The organism is Halomonas sp. LMYGS-3, from assembly GCF_059509875.1.
In genome coordinates, this window is sequence record NZ_JCAKFQ010000011.1 from 87332 (window position 1) to 109837 (window position 22506).

A 22506-nucleotide genomic window follows, 5' to 3' on the forward strand; every position below is an offset into this window, starting at 1 on the left:
ACTACGACACGGAGGGCACGGCCCGGCCCGGTGACTCGTCCACCTCCCCATTGATGTCGAGCCCCAGGAAGCCGCCAGACTGGCGACGCCACAGGGCGGCGTAGAGGCCGTCGCGGGCCAGCAGTTCCCGGTGGGTGCCGCTCTCGACGATGCGCCCCTCGTCGATCACCACCAGCCGGTCGAGCATGGCGATGGTCGACAGCCGGTGGGCGATGGCGATCACCGTCTTGCCCTCCATCAGCGTATAGAGCTGCTCCTGGATCGCCGCCTCCACCTCGGAGTCGAGAGCCGAGGTGGCCTCGTCGAGTACCAGGATCGGCGCGTTCTTGAGCAGCACCCGGGCGATGGCGATGCGCTGGCGCTGGCCACCGGAGAGCTTGACCCCGCGCTCGCCGACATGGGCATCGAGGCCGCGGCGCCCCGTGATGTCCACCAGGTCATCGACGAAGGTGTCGGCATGGGCCCGGCGAACGGCCTCCCGGATCGCCTCCTCGCTGGCTTCCGGGCTGCCATAGCGGATGTTGTCGCGCAGCGAACGGTGCAGCAGCGAGGTGTCCTGGGTGACCATGCCAATCCGCTGGCGCAGCGACTCCTGGGTCACCTCGGCGATGTCCTGGCCGTCGATCAGGATGCGCTCACCCTCGAGGTCGTAGAAGCGCAGCAGCAGGTTGGCGAGCGTCGACTTGCCGGCCCCGGAGCGGCCAATCACCCCGACCTTCTCGCCGGGCGCGATGCTCAGGCTCATGCCGTCGAACACGCGAACCCCCTCGCCGTCGGGCCGCGCGTAGCCGAAGCGCAGCGCCTCGAAGCGGATCTCGCCACGCGGCACGGCGAGCTCCCCGGCCCCGGGACGATCCTTGACCGCCGGCTCCCGGGCGATGGTGTTGATGCCGTCCTGCACCGTGCCGATGTTCTCGAACAGCCCCGCCACCTCCCACAGGATCCAGTTGGACATGAAGCGGATGCGCATCACCAGGGCGATGGCCACGGCGATGACGCCCAGTGACACCGCCTGCAGGTACCAGGCGCCGATGGCCATGGCGGCGACACTCGCCAGCAGCAGCGAGTTGAGCAGCGTCAGGCTCACCGTCAGCTTGGTGGCCAGGCGCATCTGGCGGTGTACGGTGACCATGAACTTCTCCATGGCATCGCGGGCGTAGGCCTGCTCGCGCCGGGTATCGGCGAACAGCTTGATGGTCTGGATGTTGCTGTAGCTGTCGACGATACGCCCGGTCATCCGCGCCCGGGCGTCGGCCTGGTCCATGGAGACCTGGCGCAGCCGCGGCACGAAGACCCGCATGATCACCACATAGCCGGCGAGCCACGCCACCAGCGGCAGCATCAACCACGGCTCGGCGTTGCCCATCAGCAGCATGGCGCCGGCGAAATAGACGATCACGTAGACCAGCAGGTCCATCAGCTTCATCACCGTCTCGCGAATCGCCAGCGCCGTCTGCATCACCTTCTGGGAGACCCGGCCGGCGAACTCGTCCTGATAGAAGGCCATGCTCTGGCCGAGCATGTGGCGGTGGGCCAGCCAGCGGCCGATCATCGGGTAGTTGCCGAAGATGCTTTGGTGGGTGACCAGCGACTGCAACAGGGTCAGCAGCGGCAGGCCGATCACCACCAGCGCCGCCATGCCCGCCAGGCGCCAGCCGTACTCGGCGAAGAAGCCCTCCCGCTCGGCGCCGGCCAGCCAATCCACCAGCTCGCCCATGTAGCTGAAGAACAGCACCTCGGCGGCCGACACCAGCGCCGTGAGCAGCGACATGGCCAGCAGCAGCGGCAGCACCGGCCGCGAGAAGTGCAGGATGAAGGCGAACAATCCCTTGGGTGGCGTTCCTCGATTGTCCGCCGGATAGGGATTCACCAGGGTTTCGAAGTAACGGAACATGGCAGCAGTCCGGTTGCGATAACGATCCCGGGGTGGCTTGCCCGGGGATTGGCTGGCAGGGTAAAACCTCTAGTTAAGTTGAGGTCAAGGAGAAGTTCATGTCACCTCCTCTGCAGCGCGAGCTCAGCGTCGGCGAGGTCGCCGCGCGCAGCGGCCTGGCGGTCTCGGCCATTCACTTCTACGAGGCCAAGGGGCTGATCCGGAGCCGTCGCAACGCCGGCAACCAGCGCCGCTTCAGTCGCGACGTGCTGCGCCGCGTCGCCATCATCAAGGTCGCCCAGCGCACCGGCATCTCGCTGGCCGAGATCCGCGAGGCCTTCGAGACCCTGCCCGCCTCCCGGGCTCCCACTGCCGCCGACTGGCAGCGCCTCTCGGCGAGCTGGCGGGAGAGCCTGGATGAACGCATCCGCTGTCTCACCCAACTGCGCGACCAGCTCGACCACTGCATCGGCTGTGGCTGTCTGTCGATGGACGACTGCCCGCTGCGCAACCCGGGGGATGAGCTGGGCGAGCAGGGAACCGGGGCGCGGCTGCTCGACCCCGACTGATCGCGTCCCACCGCGGGCTTACCCCTTCCCCTCCTTTTCGCGCGCCCGGGGCGACAGGCTCTGCTCGGTGGTTCGCACCCAGCGGGCATGCTCGCTCGAGACGTGCTCCTCCACCCGCTCGGCGAGCAACCGCAACGCCTCCGCGCGGTCCAGGTCGCGGTAGGGGCCGGCGGCCGCGAGCAGGAGGAATTTCTCGTGTTTCAGGTGTTCGGCGGTGGCCCGGTACTGAACCCACAATGGGCCGAACTGATTGATCTGATCGGTGGCCTCGAGCACCGCAATCGAGGCCCCGAGGAGCGCAGTCAACCAGCGGGCCAACGGCGGATCTGCCAGCGAGAGCACCGGGATGGCGGCGGCGAATGCCACCTGCACCAGGCGCAGGCGCTTGTGCCAGCGTTGGCAGTTCCGGCTGCGCTGCCCATACCAGGCGAGCTGGTCTTCCAATCGGCGCCACTCGGCACGCTGGAGCAGGGCGTCGTCCGGCAGGAGACCGTCCATGGCCGGTGAATTGCTGGGCTCAGCGGGTTCGGAATCGTCCACGGCTCCCTCCGATAATCATCGCCACGGCATCCACTACAGGGCCTCAGCCCCGCTTCGGCAGGGCTTGGTCTGTCAGGTCGGCGAACTCGGTCGGTTTCCGGACCAAGCCTGAAAGAAAGATAGCAGCCCGGCGCCTACGGCATGGAGCGAATGCGGCCCCGGTGCAATACTATCGACAAGGACGCGGCAAGGACGCGAAGAGTGCCGGGGACGGAACCCGTGCGACTTCCCTCGACAGCGGTCACTGTACGGCGCGGCCGGGGACCCACCCACACCGAGGAGGCGGTCATGGCGACGTCAATGGCGCGTCCGTTGCGCCTGCTGTGCATCGTGCTGCTGAGCCTGTTCACGCTGGGCGGCTGTCAGACCACCAGCACCGGTGAGGGCGTCGGCACAGGCCTGGGCGCTCTCATCGGTGCCGGACTGGGTTCACAGGTAGGTAGCGGTTCCGGGCGGACCGCCGCCATCCTGATCGGTGCGGGGCTGGGCGCATGGCTCGGCAGGGAAATCGGCATCCGGCTGACCCGTGAGGATCAGCGCTCCATGAGCAACGCGCTCGACCGGACGCCCGACGGCGAGTCGGAAAGCTGGCGCAACCCCGAGACCGGGAACGACTTCACGATGACCCCCCGGAACACCTTCGAACGCGGCGACCAGCAGTGCCGGGAATTCGAGATGGTGGTGCTGGTCGACGGCGAGCCCCGTCGCACCGATGGCACGGCCTGCCGGCGGCCGGACGACCAGGAGTGGACCACGGTCTAGGTGAGCGATCATGAACAGGGCCAACGCAGGGCATCACCGCTGGAGATGGTTTCTCGCCTGCCTGCTGGCCGGTGTGCTGGCGATCTCGCCGCTGGCATCGGCCCAGTACAGTTCCAGTGATGACGTCGGCCCCGCCGGCACCAGTGACGGCGCCCCTTCCGGAAGCAGCGTCGACCCCGAGGGCTACGACCGACCGCCGGACGGTGGGAATGACTGGACGGTACCAGCCATCGTGGCCGGCGCCGTGGCCACTGTGCTGGTGGCGCGCTGGCTGCGGGACCGTCGGCAGCAGCAAGCCACCGCCGGCGATGGTGACATGCTGGAGCGGCTACGTCGGCAGGGCCCCGAGTTCGCCCCCGCGTACAACTCCAGCGCCTTCGCCGCCATCGGCATGGTACGCGGCGGCTGGCCGTTCGTGCTGGACTTCGCCCACGAGCGGCCGGTCATGGTCACGCTACGCCTCAGCGCCCGGGGGCTGCCGGAGATCTACACCCTGCGGATCCCCTTCGGTGCAGACGAGACGGGGCAGCATCGCCTGCAGTTCACCCTGCCGCCGGAGTTCGGCGACAGCGAGCGACCCGCCGCCATCGCCGTGACCGCCACCGACATGAGCGGCGAGCGCACGGAGCCCTCGTTCCGGATCCAGGCGCTCGGATGCGGCCCGCGCGCCGTGGGCTCGGTAGCCATCGAGGAGGTGTCGTTCCTGCCACGCCTGATTCGCGCCCAGGCACGCGAGCAGGCCTCCTACCGTTTCTTCTCGCACTCCGAATTTCCCAGCGCCGTGGCCGAATTCATGCGCGTGGAGCCGGCCGATGACGGTGAGCGCCACTTCTTCGTCAACGAGGCTCCCATCGCCGGCGGCGTGGCGGCTGGGCGCAGCATCGGCCCGCGCCACTGGGACGGGCGCGACACGGGCCAGCGCCTCTCCACGGGGACGCACCGCCTCAAGATACGCGCCTGGGCGCCGACGGAAGGCTGGATCACCGCCTGGTCGGACTCCCGGGTCAGCGTATCGCCCTGATAGCCCCGCATCGTCACTCCCCGGCCCCGGCCAGATCGGTCGCGAGCTGTCGCCATGCCTCCGCCGACAGGGCCACCACTTCGCCCGGCGGGGTCAGACGCGTGCCGGTCAGCACCTGCTGCCGACGGACCGGCCGGGCCGGCGACGCCTCGAACGGCGGCAGACGCCAGAGGGTGACACGATCGCCCGCGGTAACCAGCAGCCGGCTCGCCGTCGTCCCGAAGTCGCTGTCGACCGCCGGCCAGCCATGGCCCGCCCCACGCAACGCGGGGGTCAACGAATGCCCGCTGACGGCATCCCAGAGATGCACGCTGCCCTGGGCCTGCCAGCTGAGCACTCGCTCCCCGTCCGGGACGAAGGTCGCACCGGCGATATCGCCCTCATGAGCCAGGGAGGCGAGCAGCTCGGCGGTCTCGGCCTCCCAGACGCGTACGCTACCGCCGCCCCAGCTCAGGATCCGCCCGCTGTCGGCATGCAGTCGGGCCCCTTGGGCGGCATCGTGGTACAGGGCGATGGCCCCGCCCCCCGGGTCCCGCCAGGCAACGAGGTCGACGACACCGTCGCTGCGCGTGACCAGCAGGCGAGACCCGTCGAGCTCGGCATGGCGGACCAGCGCCCCCTCGAGGAGGGTCCGCCGCAATACCGGTTCGCGCGCCGCGACGTCCCATAGCCGCAGGCGCCGGTCCTCTCCCCAGGTCACCAGGAGCCCGCTCCCATCCCCGGCAAAGGTCGCGCCGCGCAGGCGGCACTCCGGCGCCTCGTCATCCGGTGTGATCGGCACCGCGCGGGCGCTGCCGACACGCCACAGCCAGGCGGTGCACCCCCGCTCCCCCCAGAACAGCAGGCGGTCGGCATCGGCGCTCCACACCACCCCGGCCACGGGTTCCTCACCCGCGGTGCCACCCGGCGATGCCAGGGCCCGAAAGGCGGCATCCTCCCAGCTCCAGAGCCGCACGTCGCCGCGGGCGCTGGCGGTCAGCAGGCGGCCACCGCCGGGGGCGAAGGCCGCGAGCACGGCCTGGGGATCCAGCAGGCGTCGCGCCGGTTCGTCGCCGCGGGTCGTCGACCACGCATGGACATGCCCATCGAGGGTGACGGCCCGGATCATGGGCTCATCCGCCACCAGCGCGGCATCGAGCACCTCGGCCGGGAACTGCTGCGTCGCCCTGGCCGCCGTGGGCGGCGCCTGCCACCACCTCAGGCTACCGTCGCTTCCGCGGCTGAGCAGGTGCCGCCCGTCCTCGCTGGCCATCACCTCCCTGACCGTCGCCGCATGCCGCAGCGGCAGGCCCAGCGGCTCACCGGTACGACTCGACCAGAGTCGGACATCGCTGCCATCCCAGGTCAGCAGACGGCCGCCGGGGGCAAAGCGGGCGCCCGTCACGGGGGCATCGAGGCTGGCCACCGCCTCACCGGTCGCGCCGTGCCAGAGTCGGGCCGCCCCCCCGCCCGGGCTCCAGGTCAGGATACGCTCGCCCTGCACCAGAGGCGGGACGATCTCGTCCGCGTGGCGCACCACGGGACCGACGGGGAGCCGCGACTCGAGATCCCACACCCGCGCGGTCCCGCAGGCCCCATGGTTCCAGACCAGAAGCCGGCTCGTATCATCGAGCAGCCGCGCCCCGATGGCCCTCGGGCTGCAGCGCCCGCCCTCCGCCGGGGGCAGTTCGAAATCCGGCAGCGCGGGCAGCCACAGGTGACCCTCGCGGCTCCAGAGCACCAGCTCGTGGGGCTGTCGGCCCAGGGCGCCGCCGATGATATCGCCGACATGGCGCGCCACCACTCCGGCGGTGTCGAGGCTCCAGACCACCGCTTCGCCGTCGCGAGTCCACAACAGCAGCCTCGAACCGCCCGGCGAGATGGCCACACCCGCCACGCCGGCTGCATGGCGCCATACACCCAACGGTTCACCACTCGTCAGGTCCCATACCCGGGCGTCGCCGCCGCGGTGCACGCTCACCGCCGTGGCCTCGTCGTCGCCGCCGATCCAGACGCCTTCCACTGCCGAGGGGAGCGTAACCAGCAGGGCACCGCTGAACCGGTCGCGAATCTCGGCGTCCCGATCGTCACCATGGAGGACGATCCGGCTCGCCCAGGGCCGCCCACCTGGGGAGACGGTCTGCAACCCGCGTCGCCCCGGGGCGAGAACCGGCGCCACGGTCGAGTCGTCCCGGGACCAGAGCTGGTTGCTGCCGTCGCCGCCCCACAACCGCAGTGTGTCGCCGTCGGCAACCCAGGCGGCCGTCATCAGCGCCGGGCCGAGGTCCAACGCGCCCGCCAGGGCCGGCCCGCTCCCCAATCGGACGCCGGCCCAGTGGACGCTCGCGGCACGCGCCGGGTCGAGCGCCAGCTCCGCAGCCTGCATGAAGTGGTGGCTCGCCGCGAGGAGGCGGGCCTCACGGTCGCGGGCGCTCACCCCGCTGGCCCAGTGCAGATCGGCCAGGCCCTGCCGGGTGATCCGCTCCTGCTGGTGCAGCGACCAGGCGAGCCAGGACAGGCCGATCACCCCCAACAGCAGTGACAGCCAGGTGGCGGTGATCCAGCCACGTCTCCTCCATTCCCGCCAGCGGCACGCCTGCAGGTAGCCCCGTTCCGTCGCGTCGAGCGTGAAGGAGCCCGCTCCGGTGAGCGCCTGCGCCGCTTCCAGGCGGTTGCCACGGTGGACCAGCAGCTCGGCGGGCCGCCCACCGCCGTCCCATTCGCTGGCGGCACGCCGCAAGCCGTCTCGCACCCGCAGCGCCTCGCGATTGGCCTCCAGCCAGCGATTGAGCCGGCGCCAGACCCGGAACAGCGATTCATGGGCCACTTCCAGGGTGCGTCCCTCCTGGTCGCTGCCGGCGATCAGCAGGCGCGCCTGGATGAAACGCTCGAGCAACGGATGGCTGATGGCCGGCAATGCCGCCCAGCGCACCGCCTGGCGCGTGTAGCGCCCCTCGTCGTCGAGTCGCACCAGGTCGAACAGGACGGCACGTAACGCCTGCCACTCTGCCGGAGTGGGTGCAGCAGCCTCGAGCACCGCTTCGGCCGACCGGGCCACCGAGCCGTGCAGTCCGCCGAGGCCGTGGTACTCGGCCAGGGTGAGGCGCCCATCCGCGCCCCCGGCTTCCCACAGCTCGCGCAGGGTGAAGGCCAGCAGGGGCAGCGCATCCTGGGTCGCGGTATCCGCCACCATGGCACGCACCAGGCCGGGCTCGAGCTCGAGCCCGGCGAGCTCTGCCGGCCCCTCGATGACCGCCGCGAACCCCTCCACCGACAGCGGCTCCACGGTCAGCGGCACCAGCGGGACGTCACGCCAGGCGGGGTGCTCCTGGAGGGCGCCGAGAAAGTCGGAGCGCAGTGTCGCGATAACGAGCACGGGCGCCCCGGTATCCTGCAGCACGGGGCGCAGCCCCGCCATGAACTGCTCGGCCTGGGCCGAGTGCGACAGCAACTCCTCGAGCTGGTCGATGACCAGCACCAGGGACGAGTGCGCCCTGCCGGGCCGTCGTTGCAGCTCACGCTGCACGCTCGTCAGCAGCGAGGGACTCGTCTCGGCGTCGAACACGAGGTCCGGCATCGCGTCGTCGAGACCGGTGCGGAGTTGCGCCCTGAACTCGTCCATCGGCCGGTCGCGGGGACGCACCGGGCCGATCAGCGTCCAGGCGTCGGGGACGGCACGCAGTCGCGGCATGATGCCGGCGCGAACCAGCGACGACTTGCCGCTGCCCGAGGCGCCCAGGAACAGCAACAGGCGCGGGCCGCCGAAGTGTCGCAGCTGATGGAGGCGGTCCAGGGCCTGCTGGATCTCGGCATCGCGGCCGAAGAAGATGGCGGCGTCCACCTCCTCGAAGGCCATCAGGCCGGGATAGGGCGGACGGCGACGGTCCCAGGCGAAGACCCCGATCAATCCCCGGCGCAACCGCTCGTAGCCCGCCTGCGGCTCCTTGACCAGGTCGATCACCTGCAGCTCCGCGAGCTGGGGGCGGAGCCGGCATGGGGCGATGCGCACCGGGAAGATCCGCTTGCCCAGCGCCCGGGCGTGACTCAACTCGGCGAGACACCAGCACGAGGCCATGGCGGCTTCGCTGCACAGCACGATCATGGCCTGGCAGGCGCGCAGGCGACGGTAAAGCTCGGCTTCCCAGTCGCGCCCGGGGGGAATCCCGTGCTCGGGATCGAAGTCCAGGAACAGCGAATGATGGCCCTGTCGTTGCAGCCAAGCGGCCATCTCGCGGGCCGCCTCGCTATCGGTGCTGCTGTGGCTGATGAAGAGCGTGCTCATGGATTCGTCACCCAACGACACCCTGACCCGCCACTCTGGAGGGCCACCGGGGGCACAGCGCGGGAGCAGCCACCCGGCACTGCATGGCTAGCATCGAGGTCAGCCAGCCGGCGCCATGCCGAATAGGCGGCGACACGCCTCCCTGGGGGATCCGGCGTGCCGCGAGGCCCCGCCGTCTATGAGGCCTCGAATGGCCGCGACCAGAGCTCGTCCGGCTCATGGCGCCGGAGAATTTCCTCCGTCTCGGGTTTCGCCGTGTCCGGGATGATCACCTTGACCTGGTAGGTCTCCCGGTCGAAGAACAGCTTCTCGCGTGGAAAACCCTCGGATACCAGCTCATCGTAGGCATTGGTGGCCTTCATGGCACTGCCATAGGTAGCTGTGACAGTCTGGGTCATGATGTCCTCCTTCAGCAGAGTAACGAATCGCAGGCGCCAAGCGGCGCTGCGCCAGTCCCGGGGTATTGCCTCGCCCCGTCAGCACTCAGTATAGGGAGAACCGTTCACCGGCCGGGTTGCCTTCCCATCCTGCGGCCGCTGCCCGGGCCCTCCTAGCTCTTTACGTGGCCCAGGAAGTCGCGGAACCGCTCCGAGGGCGGATCGGCAAACATCGAGGCCGGGTCTCCATCATGAACGATCTGGCCGTGGTCCATGAAGATCAGGCGGTGGGCGGCCACCTCGGCAAAGCGCATCTCGTGGGTGACGATGAGCATGGTCATGCCCTCGGCGGCAAGCCCCTGCATGACCTGCAGCACCTCGCCACGCAGCTCCGGATCCAGGGCCGAGGTGGGCTCGTCGAAGAGCATCACCTTGGGGTTGACCGCCAAGGCTCGGGCGATGGCCACCCGCTGCTGCTGGCCCCCCGACAGTTCCCGGGGCAACTGGTCGGCCCACTCCAGCAGGCCGACCCGCTCGAGCAGCCGATCGGCCGTGGCCCTGGCCTCGGCCCGCGACTGACCGCGGACCTTGCGCGGCCCCAGCATGACGTTCTGCCGAGCGGTCATGTGCGGAAAGAGGTTGAACTGCTGGAACACCATTCCGGTCTCGCGGCGGATCGCCCGAGGGCTGGTACCGCGTTCGCCGAGCACCTTGCCACCCACTTCCAGGGTGCCCTCGCTGAGGCGCTCGAGCACATTGAGACAGCGCAGCAGGGTGGACTTGCCGGAGCCCGACGGGCCGACGATCACCACTACCTCGCCGACCGCCACGGTCAGGTCGATGCCCTTGAGGACGGTGGTGTCGCCGAAGCGCTTGCCGAGCTGATGGCAACGGATGATGGGCGAGGACGCGTCGGAACTCACAGGATGGTCAACCTCCGCTCGATCAGGCGCATGACCATCGCCAGGGCAAAGGTCATGATCAGATAGAACACCGCCACGGCGGTCCAGATCTCCAGCGCCCGTCCGGTCTGGGCGGTGAGCTGCTCGCCGCGCTGGGCCAGCTCCGCCACCCCGATCACCAGGAACAGCGCGGAGTCCTTGAGGCTGATGATGAACTGATTGCCCAGCGGCGGGATGGTGCGCCGGAACGCCAGCGGCCCGACGATCGAGTCCAGCACCTGGAGATAGGAGAGCCCCAGGGCCAGGCCGGCATCGGTGAGGCCACGATCAATGGAGAGCACCGCCCCACGCACGATCTCGGTGATGTAGGCGCCGGCATTGAGCGCCAGGCACAGCGAGGCGGCGGCGAAGCCGGACAGGGTCACGTCGATGGCCAGGGGCAGGGCAAAGTAGATGAACATGGCCTGGACCACGATAGGGGTACCGCGGATCACCGAGACGTACACGAACACCAGCCAGTGGATCACGGGAAGCCGGAACGCCATGACCAACCCGCACAGGGTACCGATGACGAGGCCGCCACCGATCCCCAGGAGCGTGATCTGGGCGGTGAGTTGGGCACCCTGCATCATCTGTGGCATGGCATTCCACACCACATCCCAGCGAAAATCCATGGGGAGACCCTCCCGGTCAGGCTACCGATTCGAACAGTCGGGTAGTGCCCGCCGCCAGCGGCGGCGGGACGGGGAAGCCTGATCAGCGGGGGCTGGGCTGCTCGCCGAACCAGCGTTCGTAGATCTCGGCGTAGCGGCTGTCTTCCATCATCCCCAGCAGGCTGATGTTGACGGGGTTGCGCAGCTCGCTGCCGCGCGGGAAGGCCATGGCGTAGGATTGGGCGTCCAGGTTGTCCCCCACGGCCTTCACCTCGCCGTCGCCGGCGGTGTCGATGTAGTAGAGCACATTGGGCGTGTCGTGAAGGGCGGCATCCACGCGCCCCGAACGCAGCTCGAGGTAGGCCTGTTCGGCGCGGGGGAAGCGCGTGACCTCGGTGTTGGGCAGATTCGCCTCGGCATAGTCGTCGCTGGTGGTGCCGGTGGTCACCGCCAGCTCGCGGCCATCGAGATCATCGACACTACTGATCTCCTCCTCGTCGGCGCGGACCATCAGCATCAGGCCGCTGTCGTAGTAGGCGTGGGAGAAGTCCATGGTCTCCTCGCGCTCGGAGGTGATGGTGATGGCGGCGATGGCTCCGTCCACCCGCCCTGTCTGCAGGGCCGTGATGATGCCGGAGAAGTTCATGGTGTCGTACTCGTACTCCCAGCCGTTCTCCTCGGCAATGGCCTCCCACAGCTCGATCTCGAAGCCGGTCCATTCGCCATCCTCCTCGAACATGAACGGCACGAAACCGGACGGAATGGCAATAGTCAGGCGCTCGTCCTGGGCCTGAGCCGTACCGGCAAACACCAGCAGGGCAACGGCGGAACACAGGGTCAGAAAGGCGTTTCGCATGGCGGCACCTCCCTATTGGTCCTCTGTTATTGACCCTAGAGGGGGGGGTGAGGGGTGTCAAATCGGCGAAGCGTCGCGTCTGCCGCGGGCGTTACGATGCCCGGCCGGCTCCCATCCGGCGGATGGCTCGCCTTGGCGAGAAACCGCCTCGCGCTCGGCCAGCCGGGTCTGCTCGCGTCGCCAGGTGGCCGGGGGCAGGCCGGTTTCCCGACGGAAGGCGCGGCTGAACGCGGCCTCCGACTCGTAGCCGACCTCCAGGGCGACCGCGGCCACCGAGGCGCTCGATTGGCGGAGCAGCCCCGCGGCCACCTGCATGCGCCACTTGGCCAGGTAGTGCATCGGCGCATGGCCGGTGAAGCGCGCAAAGCGCTCGTGCAGAGCCGAGCGCGACAGGCCGATGCGGTCGGCGAGCTTGTCGATCGTCCAGGCATCGCCCGGCCGTTGATGCAGCAGCGCCAGGGCGCGGCCCACGTGGCGATCCCGGAGTCCGGCGAACCAGTTCGACTGCTCCTTCGACATCTCCTCGAGATAGCGACGCATCAGTTCGACGAACATGGCCTCGCTGAGCCGTTCGAGCAGCGCTTCGCCGCCGGGTCGCTTGTGAGTCGACTCCGACAGCGCAAAGCGGATGAAGTGGGCGATCCAGTCGTCATCGTCATCGGCCCTGGCACGCACATGCAACAGGTGAGGCAGACTGGCGAGCAGCGGGTTGAAGGGGTTCGCATCACAGCCGAAGAAGCCGCATACCAGGGTCGCACCGTGCCGCTCGCGCCCGCGGTCCAGACGCGACATCAGCAGCGACTCGCCCTGCCGGCTGGCCAGGAACGGCAGCTGCTCCGGCCGCGGCAACCCATAGGGGCTCAGGTCCACCGTCCCGCGCATGCCCGGTTCGCTCGACATGACGTGCGGGTCGCCCCGCGGGAAGATCACCACGTCACCCTCGCGCAGGGCCACCGGCGACGCGCCGATCACCGAGGCCCAGCACTCCCCCTGGGTGACGACATGGTAGGCCATCACGTGCTCGACCCCCGGCATGATCAACGTGGCGATCTCGGCTGCCGGGGGCGACTCACTCACCCAGCGAGCACTGCCCTCGACGTGATAGAACACCGCCCCTCGCAAGCGGACGCTGCGCAGCACCTGAGACAAGGTGTCCTGGCTCATATCCGCCTCGCGGGTGGTGGAGAAGGGGCATGCCGCCCTGCCTGAACCAGTATTACGGACGTTCCCCCCGGCCGCCACGACAAACCGGATTCCCGGTCAAGTGTCGAGGAGTTCCGGTCAGTCAGTCCGACGCTCGGCTCTCCATACTGCACTTCGCAGCATCACTTCCCCATCCGTTGCGAGCATGAACGACAAGGAGAACAACCATGCAACACCTGACCTATCAGACCCTCGACGGGAGCCGCGCCGCGCTGTCGCCCGACGAACTCGACGCCTTCGCCCAGGGTATTCGTGGCGGGGTACTCACCGCCGCCGATGCAGACTACGAGCCGGCACGTCGCGTCTGGAACGGCATGGTCGACCGCCACCCGGCGCTCATCGCCCGGTGCCTCGGAGCCCAGGATGTGCGCCATGCGGTCGACTTCGCCCGCACCCACCGCATGCTGCTGAGCGTGCGCGGTGGCGGCCACCACATCGCCGGCAATGCCGTCGCCGACGGCGCCCTGATGATCGACCTGTCGCTCATGCGCACCGTGCGCGTCGACCCGGAGCAGCGCACGGCACGTGTCGGTGCCGGCGCGCTGCTCGGCGACCTCGACCACGAGGCCCAGGCCTTCGGGCTGGCGACGCCGCTCGGGATCAATTCGACCACCGGGGTGGCCGGTCTGTGCCTGGGCGGCGGCTTCGGCTGGCTGACCCGCAAGTACGGCATGACCATCGACAACCTGCTCTCCGCCGACGTGGTGACCGCCGACGGCCAACTGCGGGTCGTCTCGGCCACCGAGGAGCCCGAGCTGTTCTGGGCGATTCGCGGCGGCGGCGGCAACTTCGGCGTGGTGACCTCCTTCGAGTTCCAGCTCCACCCCGTGGGGCCCCAGGTCTACGCCGGCCTGGTCGTCTATCCCTTCGCCCAGGCGCGACAGGTATTGCAGGCCTGGCGCGACTTCGCCGCTGGCGCCCCCCGGGAACTCAGCGTCTGGACGGTACTGCGCCAGGCCCCGCCCCTGCCCTTCCTGCCCGAATCGATCCATGGCAAGGAGGTCGTGGTCTTCGCGCTGGTCCACAACGGCGACCCCGGCGAGGGCGAACGCCTGGCGGCCAGGGTGCTCGAATTCGGCGAGCCGGTCGGCAGCATGCTCGGCACCCAGCCCTACGCCGGCTTCCAGACCGCCTTCGACCCGTTGCTGGCTCCCGGTGCGCGCAACTACTGGAAGTCCCACAATTTCGCCGAGATCACCGATGAACTGATCGACGCGGTGATCCACGGCGCCTCGACCCTGCCCGGCCCCGAGTGCGAGGCCTTCATCGCCCAGCTCGGCGGCGCAATGGGCGAGGTCGCGGAGACGGACACCGCCTACGCCGGGCGCGACGCCAACTTCGTGATGAACGTCCACGGCCGGTGGCAGGATGCCGCCGACGATGACAAGGTGCGCGACTGGGCCCGCGGGGTCTTCCGCGATACCACACCGTTCGCCACCGGTGGCGGCTACGTCAACTTCCTGACCGAGGACGAAGGCAACCGCGTCGACAGCGCCTATGCCCGGAACTACGCCAGGCTGCAACAGCTCAAGCAGCGCTTCGACCCCGACAACCTGTTCCGCCTGAATCCCAACATCGCCCCCGCGGCACTGGCCAGGACGGCCTGACCCGGGCCCGCCCCCACGGGGCGGGCCCTCTCATCCACCGCCATCCCGGCCTATGCTCAGGGACAGGATCCACGATGCAGGTTCCGGCGATGCGAACTCCTCGACGACTGTGGCTCGCGGCCCTGTGCTGCAGCGCCCTGATGACCGCCGGCCACACCGGTGCCGGGAATGCCACGCCGCCGCCCGATTCCCCGCTGGCGGCCTATGTCGCGACCCCCGACGACAGCTTCGCCTGGCGGGTGGAGCGGCAGGCCCGGGTGCTCGGCACCGACACCACCCTGATACGGCTGGTCTCCCAGCGCTGGCGCGACACGGAGTGGCGGCACCAGCTATGGCTCATCGACCCCACCGGGGGTCGGGGGGCCCCCCAGGCCCTGCTGTTCATCGGCAGCGGCACCTGGCCCCGCGAGGGCGAACCGTCCCACGACCCGCCCCGGGAAGCGCCCCTGTTCGTCGCCCTGGCGCGGGCACTCGATACCCCGGTGGCGGTGCTGCGCCAGGTGCCCTTCCAACCGCTGTTCGACGGCCTGAGCGAGGACGCCCTGATCGCGCTCACCTTCTCGCGCTTCCTGGAGGATCCCGACGACAGCCACTGGCCGCTGCTGCTACCCATGGTCAACAGCGCCGTGCGCGCCATGGATGCGCTGCAGGCGCTCAGCCACGGCTGGGAACAACCCATCGAGGCCTTCACCGTCACCGGCGCCTCCAAGCGCGGCTGGACCACCTGGCTGACGGCGGCGGTGGACGCGCGCGTCACGGCACTGGCCCCGATGGTCTTCGACATCCTCGACATGGAGCCCCAGCTCGACCACCAGCGCGCGGTGTGGGGCGAACTCTCGCCGCAACTGGCCGACTACACCGAGCGAGGCCTCGACCGGCAGCTGGCCAGCGAGGCCGGCCGCCGCCTCCAGGCGCTGGTGGATCCCTACCACTATCGCGACGCCCTCACCCAGCCCAAGCTGCTGGTGCTCGCCACCAACGACGCCTACTGGCCGGTCGATGCCCTGAACCTCTACTGGACGGCGCTGCCCCAGCCCCGCTACGTGCTCTACCTGCCCAACCAGGGCCACCGGGCCCGCGACGTCGGCCGGCTGGTGCCGACCTTGAGCGCCCTCCACCGGCACGTGGCCCGGGGCCAACCACTACCCGACCTGCAGTGGGACTATCACCACGATGGGGACGACGTCACGCTGCGGGTCACCACGATTCCCGCCCCCGCCCAGGCCCGGGCCTGGGTCGCCCGGGCGCCCGAACGCGACTTCCGCGAGGCGCGCTGGGAGCCCCGGCCGATGCAGCCGGACGGCGAGGCCTTCACGATCACCCTGCCGCGGCCGGACGAGGGCTATGTCGCGCTGTTCGGCGAACTGGAGTTCGCCCAGGACGAAGGCGGCCCCATGACGCTGTCGACCACGGTGCAGGTCGTCGCCGGTGGGGAGGGACCATCCCCCTGAGCAGGAGACCCCATCAGCTCCCTCCCAGCGGTGCCAGCAACTCATGGAAGAAATGCCGTGCGAGCGTCGGCTCCAGCCAGAACATGACGACCACGCCCCAGGCCCCGCCCCACAGGTGAGCGCTGTGGTTGATGTTGTCGCCGCCGCGACGCTGGGCATGGACGGAGTAGGCCACATAGATTCCGGCGAAGACGATCGCCGGCACCGGCACGAAGAACACGAACAGCAGCGACCAGGGCCGCAGCAGGATATAGGCGAACAGCAGGGCGGAGACCGCCCCCGACGCCCCCAGGCTGCGGAAGCGGGGGTTGCGCCGCTGACGCAGGTGGGTCGGCAGGATCGCCACCAGCAGGCCGGAGAGATAGAACAGCACGAACCCCAGCGACCCGACACGCGGCGTCAGCACCAGCTCCATCACCGTCCCGAAGAAGTAGAGGGTGATCATGTTGAAGAGCAGGTGCGTGCCGTTGGAGTGGATGAGGCCGTGGCCGAGCAGCCGCCACCACTGCCCCTTCGCGACCCCGGGCGGCCAGTAGATCAGGGCATCGAACAGGCGCGGCGAGCGCCAGGCCAGCAGGCTCACCGCGGTGGTGACGGCGATCAGTATCAGGGTCATGCTCATCGATGGAGACTAGCGCCACTCATGCAGCCGCCAGTCGTTGTCGGTGAGCGGCACGCCCCCCTTGGGGGTGACCCGCACGGTATCGCTCAGGCCGATGCCCCACTCGCCCGGCAGGCGCAGGCAGAGCGGCAGGTGGAAGACCATGTCGGCCATGAACTCGCGTCCCTGGCCCCTGGCGATATAGCCGGTGCCCTCGACCCAGCTCGGCGGGAACTGGGCCCCCACCGCATAGCCGAATACCCCGGAGAAGAAGACCCGGTCCGAGTGGGGCGCGAGCACCGCCTCGGCGGCCCGGGCGGCGGCGTCAAAGGTATTGCCCGGGCGCATCTCGGCAATCAGCGCCTCGAACAGCGCCCGACAGACGTCACGGAGCGCCTGCATCTCGTCGCTCGCCCGGCCGGCCACGGCGGTCCGCATCATCGGCGCGGTATAGCGCTGGAAGGCGGAGCCGAACTCGAGGAACACCGGCTCGTCCTCGCCGATCACGTTGCGCTTGTGGTTGACGTGGATGACGCTGATGCGCCGGCCGGCGGTGACGATGGGTTGCAGGCTCATGAACTCCCCGCCCGCGGCCAGCATCGCCCGGGCCCCCTCGGCCGCCACCTCGTCGTCGGTGACCCCGGGGGCGATCACCGCCATGGCCGAGCGCAGGCCCAGGGACGTGATCCGCGCGCTCTCGCGCAGGCAGTCGAGCTCCGCCGGGCTCTTCACGATGCGCAGGCGATCGAGCAGCGCGCCGCCGTCGTCGCGGAAGCGCTCGACGCCGAGGCGCGCCTGCAGTTCGCGGATCACCCCAAAGCGCAGGCCGGCGCCGAAGGCATCCACCCCGACGCTATGATACGGCGCCAGGGTCTCGGCCAGCGGTTCGATCACCTCCTCGACGCCCTCCCAGCGGTAACCGAGGATCTCATCGACCGTTGCCGTCACCACCGCCGGGCCGGTCTCGATGGAGGGGACCTGGAGCACCAGGTGGTCGGCGGAGACGACCAGGCAGGTATGCACCGAGACCTCGAAGGTGTGGTAGCCGGTCAGGTAGAAGATATCGGCGGGATCGGTCAGCAGCAGCGCCTCGATACCCGTCCCCTGCATCGCGGCACGTGTCCGGGCCAGGCGTGCCGCGAACTCCGCTGGCGCAAAGGGTAGCTCGCTGGCCGCGAGCCGTTCGGCGAGGGCGTGGCGATAGGCGTGATGATCCATGACACACTCCGGCAGCGGGAACACGGTCTGTCCCGGGGAACGCCCCCGGAAGCTATCGCCAGTGTAGCCATGACCCGCAGCAGGCTGCCCGGACGCGGCACAAAATATCCCTGTTCGGGTCCGGTGCGGTTTCGTAGAATCCAGCCTCGTGTTAGACGCAACAGGACAACGATATGGGTAGGGCCTTCCAGAACCGCAAGGAATCCATGGCCAAGACGGCCGCCGCCAAGACCAAGGTGTACAGCAAGTACGGCCGCGAGATCTATGTGGTCGCCAAGCAGGGGGGCACCGATCCCGCCGGCAACCTGAGCCTGCGCGGCCTGATCGAGCGCGCCAAGAAGGACCAGGTGCCCAGCCACGTGATCGACAAGGCGCTGGACAAGGCCAGCGGTGTCGGTGGCGAGGACTTCTCCCCGGCCCGCTACGAGGGCTTCGGGCCCGGCAACTGCATGGTCATCGTCGACTGCCTGACCGACAACCCCAACCGCACCTTCGGCGACGTGCGCGCCTGCTTCAACAAGGCCAAGAGCAAGCTCGGCACGCCGGGCAGCGTCAGCCACATGTTCGACCACTGCGCCATCCTCGCCTTTGCCGGCAGCGACGAGGAAGCCGTCCTCGAGGCGCTGATGGAGGCCGATGTCGACGTGACCGACATCGAGAACGAGGACGGCCGCATCACCGTCTTCGCTCCCCATACCGAATACGCCAAGGCCAAGCAGGCGCTGCTCGACGCCTTCGGCGAGCTCGACTTCGAGGTCGACGAGATCCAGTTCGTGCCCCAGACCATGACCCCGGTCGAGGGCGACGACGTGGCCCTGTTCGAGAAGCTGCTCGACACCCTCAACGACCTCGACGACGTGCAGAACGTCTTCCACAACGCCGAACTGGCCGAGTAGCCTCTCACCACGCCCCCCTGCCGCCGCCCCCGGAGGGCGGCGGCGGTAAACGCCTCTCTCGCGCCGGGCCGCGTCACGGCCGCGCCAGGCCCGCCTCCTCGCTCAGGAAGGCATCGATCCCCGCCGAGTAATCCGGCTCGCTGTCGACGAAACCGGTGTTGTGGCCGCCGCGGATCTCCAGCAGCCGCTTGGGCTCGCCGGCCGCCGCATATACCAGCTGGCCCTCGACGAAGGGGATGATCTCGTCCTCGCGGCTGTGGATCACCAACAGCGGCGCCTCGAGGCGGGTCACATAGGTCTCGGTGTCATAATCGAAGCGCACCAGCCAGCGCACCGGCAGGAAAGGGTAGAGGCGCTGCCCGAGCTTGGGCACCGAGCGGAATGGCGATTCCAGGATCACCGCTCCCGGCGGACTCTCGCCGGCCAGGGCACTGGCCAGCTCCGCCGCCACCGCGGCCCCCAGCGAGCGGCCGAACAGCACGATCTTCCCGGGCGGGACCTCGATCTCTTCCACCAGCCAGCGCCAGCCGGCACGGGCATCCAGTGCCGTGCCTGCCTCCGAGGGGCTCCCCTCACTGCGCCCGTAGCCACGGTAGTCGAGGATCAGCACCGAGAGTCCCAGCCGATGGAACTGCGCGATCGACGCCAGCCGGTGGGAGATATTGCCGGCATTGCCGTGGAAGAACAGCAGGCTGGCACGGGGCTCGTCCACCGGTATCCACCAGGCGTCGAGACTCAGCCCATCCTCGGTCTCGAGTGTCACCGGGTCCCAGGCCAGCCCGCGGTCTGCCGGGGTGCCGACATGCTCGCGCCCCATGTGCGGCAGGTAGAGCAGGCGGCTCTGGAAGCCCCAGGCCAGCGACACCACCAGGGCATAGACCAGCATCAGCCCGACGAGAAAACGCAGCACCATGAGACCTCCGTGATCCAGGGGCCCTGCGGCCCCGGCCCAGTCACACTCAGGCGACGGCCAGGACGAAGCGCAGGCCCAGCCAGCCGGCCACGACCAGCGAGAAGAGTGCCGCCTGCCCCAGCAGCGGATTGAGCGCGGCGCCGTCGCAGCGCCATAGTCGCCGGTTCAAGCCCAGCGCCGCCACGACGGTGGCGCCCCAGGCCGCCCAGGTCCACGCCGGCAGGTGCAGGGGCAGGCTGGGCAGCAGCGGCCCCAGTGTCAGGGTAGCGAACAGCAGGCGGGATCTCCGCTCGCCCAGCCGGACCGCCAGGGTGACCTTGCCGGCCCGGGCATCGGTATGGCGGTCGCGCAGGTTGTTGACGACCAGGATGGCCGCCACCGGCAGGCCCATCAGTACCGCGGCGAGGTAGGCCTGGGCGGGAATCGGGCTCTGCTGGGCGAGCAGGCTGCCCAGCACCGCCACCGGCCCGAAGAACAGCCAGACCGCGGCCTCCCCGAGCCCCCGGTTGGCGTAGGGTCGAGGGCCGCCGCTGTAGCCGAGCACACCGAGCAGCGACAGCCCGCCCAGCACCCACAGCAGCCAATGGCCGAAGAGCGCCAGCCACAGCCCCGTCGCCACCGCGATGCCGAGCGTCAATGCCAGCCCGGCACGCAACTCGCCGGCCCCCAGCAAGCCGGCCTGGAGCGCCCGGGTCGGCCCCAGGCGGTCCGGCCGATCCACGCCGGCGAGACCATCGAAGAGATCATTGGCCAGGTTCACCGCCAGCTGCAGCGCCACGGCACACAGCAGGCAAAGGATCGCCGTCAGCCAGGAGAAGTGACCGGGCACCACCAGCGCCTGCCCCAGCAGCACGGGACCCAATGCCGCCGGCAGGGTGCGGGGGCGTAACGTCTGCCACCAGATTGTCGTCTTGCTCATCGCATGATCATCCCTGACGTCATGGATGCCGTTCGCCGGCACCCCGAGACATGGGTCATACTGTGTTGGCAGCAGGAGGCCGCGCAAGGAGGCAGAATGTCCGCAGAGTGGTTGTCACAGGTCGTACTCCCCTGGGTGCTGGCCGGCGTCATGATGGCCATGGGCCTCAACCTGACCGGGGCCGACTTCGCCCGCACCTGGCACCATCCCCGCCGCGTACTGCTCGGCACCAGCCTGCAGATGCTGGCGCTGCCGCTGCTGGCCTGGGGGCTGGTGCTGCTGTTGCCCCTGCCGCCGCTGGCGGCCGCCGGGCTGCTGCTGGTGGCCCTGGTGCCGGGCGGCGCGACCTCGAACATGTTCAGCTACCTGGTCCAGGGCGACCTGGCCCTCTCGGTCAGCCTGACCGCCATCGCCGCGGTGCTGGCCCCCTTCACCCTGCCGATGATCATGGACTGGAACCTGGAACTCCTCGGGCTGACCGCCCGGGGCTTCTCGCTCCCCTACTGGCACACCGTGGGCCAGCTGCTGCTGGTGACCCTGCTGCCGGTGCTGGCCGGCATGCTGCTGCGCCGGTCACTGCCCGTCCGTTGGCTCGCGTGGCTGCTGCCCAAGGTGAAGGTCTTCACCGGGGTGGCGATGATCGCGGTGGTGGCCGCACTGTTCGTCAGCCATGCCGAGCGGCTGCCGGCCCTGCTCAGCCTCGAGACCCTGGCGGTGCTGCTGCTGTGCATACTGGGCATGGCGCTGGGCCGGCAGCTCGCACGACGCCTGCGCCTGCCCCACGCCAGCGTGCGTACCATCACCGTGGAGGTCGGCGTCCAGAACGCCGGCGTGGCGATGATGGTGGCCTTCGTGATCCTGCAGCAGCCGGCCATCGGCCTGGTGCCGCTGCTCTATGGGCTGCTGATGAACGTGCCGGTGTTCCTGTGGATGTTCGCTTGCCTGTGGCGTGACCGGCAGCCGGTGGCCGCTGCGGAGCGACTCTAGGCTCGTCCCGGCCGTCGCCGAAAGCGCCGGGGCCAGTCGCTGAGGCGCCGAGGCGCCGGGAGGCGGCAGCGTTCAAGGCTGGCCGATAAAGGCCCGATAGGCCTCCCAGGCGTCCTCCACACCGGCCTCCAGGAAGCGGGCGCCGTGCTCGATGCTGGCCAGCGACGGATCCGAGCCCATGCGGCCATCCGGGAAGCGGCGGCGGAACTCATCGGCATCGCACTGGGCGCTGCCCTTCGGGGCGATCTGCGGCGACATCGGTACCTGCTTCACCGCCTCCGGCCTGGCGAACCAGGAGAGCGACACCTCCGAGGGCGTGGCATGACCGCCCTCGGCATCGCCGTACAGCGACTCGGCCAGTTCGCGTCCCCGCCGCCCGGCGAACCAGTTGAACAGGGCCAGCTCGAGCACGCCACTCCGCCCCTGCAGGCTGCGCTCCGAATAGACCTCGGCGAAGGCCGCGTTCACGGTGGCGATGTTGCCGCCATGGCCGTTGAGGAAGAACACATGGGTGAAGCCGTGGCGCGCCAGCGAGACGACAGTATCGCGCAGCACCGCGATCAGGGTGCTCGGCCGCAGGGTGATGCTCCCCGGGAAGGCCAGGTGGTGCTGCGCCATGCCGATGCTCTGGGTCGGCCCCACCAGCACATCATGCCGCTCGCCCAGCGCCCAAGCGATCGCCTCGGGACAGATCGCGTCGGTGCCCACCAGGCCGTTTGGCCCGTGCTGTTCGGTCGAGCCGATGGGCACGATGATGCCCGTCGCGCGTTGGAGATAGGCTTCCACCTCCGGCCAGGTGGCGTGTTGCAGTCTCATGGGGCGGCTCCTCGATTGTCCGTCAAGCGATCCACCGATGATGCCAGATAGACGGACGACGTGCCGGATGCCGGCACGATG

General features: G+C 69.4%; 20 protein-coding genes. 7 read left to right on the forward strand and 13 right to left on the reverse strand.

All coding sequences use genetic code 11. The features are described from left to right. Position 1: 1 nt before the first annotated feature. On the reverse strand, positions 2-1894 hold the full coding sequence (locus AC5W54_RS12425; protein ID WP_495962409.1) for an ABC transporter ATP-binding protein: 1893 nt from the start codon (positions 1892-1894) through the stop codon (positions 2-4). A 98-nt stretch (positions 1895-1992) separates the two neighbouring features. On the opposite strand from AC5W54_RS12425, the gene soxR reads away from it, so the two are divergent. Continuing rightward, entirely contained in the window at positions 1993-2442 is a 450-nt protein-coding gene (gene soxR, locus AC5W54_RS12430) for a redox-sensitive transcriptional activator SoxR (protein ID WP_495962410.1), read from the forward strand. Between the two features lie 18 nt (positions 2443-2460). Here soxR and AC5W54_RS12435 read toward each other — a convergent pair whose 3' ends face one another. After that, positions 2461-2982: a DUF4231 domain-containing protein gene (locus AC5W54_RS12435; RefSeq protein ID WP_495962411.1), complete on the reverse strand. Its 522-nt coding sequence runs from the start codon at positions 2980-2982 to the stop codon at positions 2461-2463. Between the two features lie 288 nt (positions 2983-3270). Here AC5W54_RS12435 and AC5W54_RS12440 point away from each other — a divergent pair, with 288 nt between their 5' ends. Both AC5W54_RS12440 and AC5W54_RS12445 read left to right on the forward strand, forming a co-directional pair. Continuing rightward, positions 3271-3744, forward strand: a complete 474-nt coding sequence (locus AC5W54_RS12440) for an RT0821/Lpp0805 family surface protein (RefSeq protein ID WP_495962412.1) — start codon at positions 3271-3273, stop codon at positions 3742-3744. A 10-nt stretch (positions 3745-3754) separates the two neighbouring features. Then, positions 3755-4765, forward strand: a complete 1011-nt coding sequence (locus AC5W54_RS12445; RefSeq protein ID WP_495962413.1) for a hypothetical protein — start codon at positions 3755-3757, stop codon at positions 4763-4765. 13 nt (positions 4766-4778) lie between these two features. Here AC5W54_RS12445 and AC5W54_RS12450 read toward each other — a convergent pair whose 3' ends face one another. The 6 genes from AC5W54_RS12450 to AC5W54_RS12475 form a co-directional block, all read right to left on the reverse strand. Next, the gene (locus tag AC5W54_RS12450; RefSeq protein WP_495962414.1) at positions 4779-9026 is read right to left on the reverse strand and encodes an nSTAND1 domain-containing NTPase; all 4248 of its coding nucleotides are present in this window, start codon (positions 9024-9026) and stop codon (positions 4779-4781) included. A gap of 176 nt (positions 9027-9202) precedes the next feature. Next, the gene (locus AC5W54_RS12455; protein WP_495962415.1) at positions 9203-9424 is read right to left on the reverse strand and encodes a hypothetical protein; all 222 of its coding nucleotides are present in this window, start codon (positions 9422-9424) and stop codon (positions 9203-9205) included. Between the two features lie 152 nt (positions 9425-9576). Next, a complete protein-coding gene (locus tag AC5W54_RS12460) occupies positions 9577-10326 on the reverse strand; it encodes an amino acid ABC transporter ATP-binding protein (RefSeq protein WP_495962416.1) in 750 nt (249 codons plus the stop codon). Further along, on the reverse strand, positions 10323-10979 hold the full coding sequence (locus tag AC5W54_RS12465; protein WP_495962417.1) for an ABC transporter permease subunit: 657 nt from the start codon (positions 10977-10979) through the stop codon (positions 10323-10325). Before AC5W54_RS12465 ends, AC5W54_RS12460 begins: the two co-directional genes overlap by 4 nt. An 82-nt stretch (positions 10980-11061) precedes the next feature. Then, complete coding sequence (locus AC5W54_RS12470) at positions 11062-11814, reverse strand: glutamine ABC transporter substrate-binding protein (protein ID WP_495962418.1); 753 nt, start codon at positions 11812-11814, stop codon at positions 11062-11064. Between the two features lie 57 nt (positions 11815-11871). After that, positions 11872-12978, reverse strand: coding sequence for an AraC family transcriptional regulator (locus AC5W54_RS12475; protein WP_495962419.1), 1107 nt, complete (start codon positions 12976-12978; stop codon positions 11872-11874). Between the two features lie 206 nt (positions 12979-13184). Between AC5W54_RS12475 and AC5W54_RS12480 the strand changes: the two genes are divergently transcribed. Together AC5W54_RS12480 and AC5W54_RS12485 are read left to right on the forward strand one after the other, a co-directional pair. Further along, a complete protein-coding gene (locus AC5W54_RS12480; protein ID WP_495962420.1) occupies positions 13185-14624 on the forward strand; it encodes an FAD-binding oxidoreductase in 1440 nt (479 codons plus the stop codon). A gap of 89 nt (positions 14625-14713) precedes the next feature. Then, positions 14714-16075, forward strand: coding sequence for a PhoPQ-activated pathogenicity-related family protein (locus tag AC5W54_RS12485; RefSeq protein WP_495962421.1), 1362 nt, complete (start codon positions 14714-14716; stop codon positions 16073-16075). Between the two features lie 13 nt (positions 16076-16088). Here AC5W54_RS12485 and AC5W54_RS12490 read toward each other — a convergent pair whose 3' ends face one another. Together AC5W54_RS12490 and AC5W54_RS12495 are read right to left on the reverse strand one after the other, a co-directional pair. After that, the gene (locus tag AC5W54_RS12490) at positions 16089-16691 is read right to left on the reverse strand and encodes a rhomboid family intramembrane serine protease (protein WP_495962422.1); all 603 of its coding nucleotides are present in this window, start codon (positions 16689-16691) and stop codon (positions 16089-16091) included. A gap of 15 nt (positions 16692-16706) precedes the next feature. Next, positions 16707-17894: a M24 family metallopeptidase gene (locus AC5W54_RS12495; RefSeq protein ID WP_495962423.1), complete on the reverse strand. Its 1188-nt coding sequence runs from the start codon at positions 17892-17894 to the stop codon at positions 16707-16709. A gap of 173 nt (positions 17895-18067) precedes the next feature. Between AC5W54_RS12495 and AC5W54_RS12500 the strand changes: the two genes are divergently transcribed. Continuing rightward, positions 18068-18790, forward strand: a complete 723-nt coding sequence (locus AC5W54_RS12500) for a YebC/PmpR family DNA-binding transcriptional regulator (protein WP_495962424.1) — start codon at positions 18068-18070, stop codon at positions 18788-18790. Positions 18791-18863: 73 nt separating this feature from the next. Here the strand turns inward: AC5W54_RS12500 and AC5W54_RS12505 are convergent, their stop codons facing one another. Together AC5W54_RS12505 and menA are read right to left on the reverse strand one after the other, a co-directional pair. After that, entirely contained in the window at positions 18864-19703 is an 840-nt protein-coding gene (locus AC5W54_RS12505) for an alpha/beta hydrolase (protein WP_495962425.1), read from the reverse strand. Positions 19704-19749: 46 nt separating this feature from the next. After that, positions 19750-20622: a 1,4-dihydroxy-2-naphthoate octaprenyltransferase gene (gene menA, locus AC5W54_RS12510; protein WP_495962426.1), complete on the reverse strand. Its 873-nt coding sequence runs from the start codon at positions 20620-20622 to the stop codon at positions 19750-19752. Between the two features lie 96 nt (positions 20623-20718). Between menA and AC5W54_RS12515 the strand changes: the two genes are divergently transcribed. Beyond that, positions 20719-21609 carry a bile acid:sodium symporter family protein gene (locus tag AC5W54_RS12515; RefSeq protein WP_495962427.1) on the forward strand — a complete coding sequence of 297 codons (891 nt, stop codon included), beginning with the start codon at positions 20719-20721 and terminating at the stop codon, positions 21607-21609. A gap of 72 nt (positions 21610-21681) precedes the next feature. Here the strand turns inward: AC5W54_RS12515 and AC5W54_RS12520 are convergent, their stop codons facing one another. Further along, positions 21682-22425 carry a creatininase family protein gene (locus AC5W54_RS12520; protein ID WP_495962428.1) on the reverse strand — a complete coding sequence of 248 codons (744 nt, stop codon included), beginning with the start codon at positions 22423-22425 and terminating at the stop codon, positions 21682-21684. Between the last annotated feature and the right edge of the window lie 81 nt (positions 22426-22506).

Bases quoted from the DNA above. Each gene is read 5' to 3' on its own strand.
- AC5W54_RS12500 (WP_495962424.1), top strand. From the start codon at position 18,068: ATGGGTAGGGCCTTCCAGAACCGCAAGGAATCCATGGCCAAGACGGCC.
- AC5W54_RS12425 (WP_495962409.1), bottom strand. From the start codon at position 1,894: ATGTTCCGTTACTTCGAAACCCTGGTGAATCCCTATCCGGCGGACAAT.
- AC5W54_RS12505 (WP_495962425.1), bottom strand. From the start codon at position 19,703: ATGGTGCTGCGTTTTCTCGTCGGGCTGATGCTGGTCTATGCCCTGGTG.
- AC5W54_RS12490 (WP_495962422.1), bottom strand. From the start codon at position 16,691: ATGACCCTGATACTGATCGCCGTCACCACCGCGGTGAGCCTGCTGGCC.
- AC5W54_RS12475 (WP_495962419.1), bottom strand. From the start codon at position 12,978: ATGAGCCAGGACACCTTGTCTCAGGTGCTGCGCAGCGTCCGCTTGCGA.
- AC5W54_RS12445 (WP_495962413.1), top strand. From the start codon at position 3,755: ATGAACAGGGCCAACGCAGGGCATCACCGCTGGAGATGGTTTCTCGCC.
- soxR (WP_495962410.1), top strand. From the start codon at position 1,993: ATGTCACCTCCTCTGCAGCGCGAGCTCAGCGTCGGCGAGGTCGCCGCG.
- AC5W54_RS12515 (WP_495962427.1), top strand. From the start codon at position 20,719: ATGTCCGCAGAGTGGTTGTCACAGGTCGTACTCCCCTGGGTGCTGGCC.
- AC5W54_RS12520 (WP_495962428.1), bottom strand. From the start codon at position 22,425: ATGAGACTGCAACACGCCACCTGGCCGGAGGTGGAAGCCTATCTCCAA.
- AC5W54_RS12480 (WP_495962420.1), top strand. From the start codon at position 13,185: ATGCAACACCTGACCTATCAGACCCTCGACGGGAGCCGCGCCGCGCTG.
- AC5W54_RS12485 (WP_495962421.1), top strand. From the start codon at position 14,714: ATGCGAACTCCTCGACGACTGTGGCTCGCGGCCCTGTGCTGCAGCGCC.
- AC5W54_RS12450 (WP_495962414.1), bottom strand. From the start codon at position 9,026: ATGAGCACGCTCTTCATCAGCCACAGCAGCACCGATAGCGAGGCGGCC.
- menA (WP_495962426.1), bottom strand. From the start codon at position 20,622: ATGAGCAAGACGACAATCTGGTGGCAGACGTTACGCCCCCGCACCCTG.
- AC5W54_RS12465 (WP_495962417.1), bottom strand. From the start codon at position 10,979: ATGGATTTTCGCTGGGATGTGGTGTGGAATGCCATGCCACAGATGATG.
- AC5W54_RS12440 (WP_495962412.1), top strand. From the start codon at position 3,271: ATGGCGACGTCAATGGCGCGTCCGTTGCGCCTGCTGTGCATCGTGCTG.
- AC5W54_RS12455 (WP_495962415.1), bottom strand. From the start codon at position 9,424: ATGACCCAGACTGTCACAGCTACCTATGGCAGTGCCATGAAGGCCACC.
- AC5W54_RS12470 (WP_495962418.1), bottom strand. From the start codon at position 11,814: ATGCGAAACGCCTTTCTGACCCTGTGTTCCGCCGTTGCCCTGCTGGTG.
- AC5W54_RS12495 (WP_495962423.1), bottom strand. From the start codon at position 17,894: ATGGATCATCACGCCTATCGCCACGCCCTCGCCGAACGGCTCGCGGCC.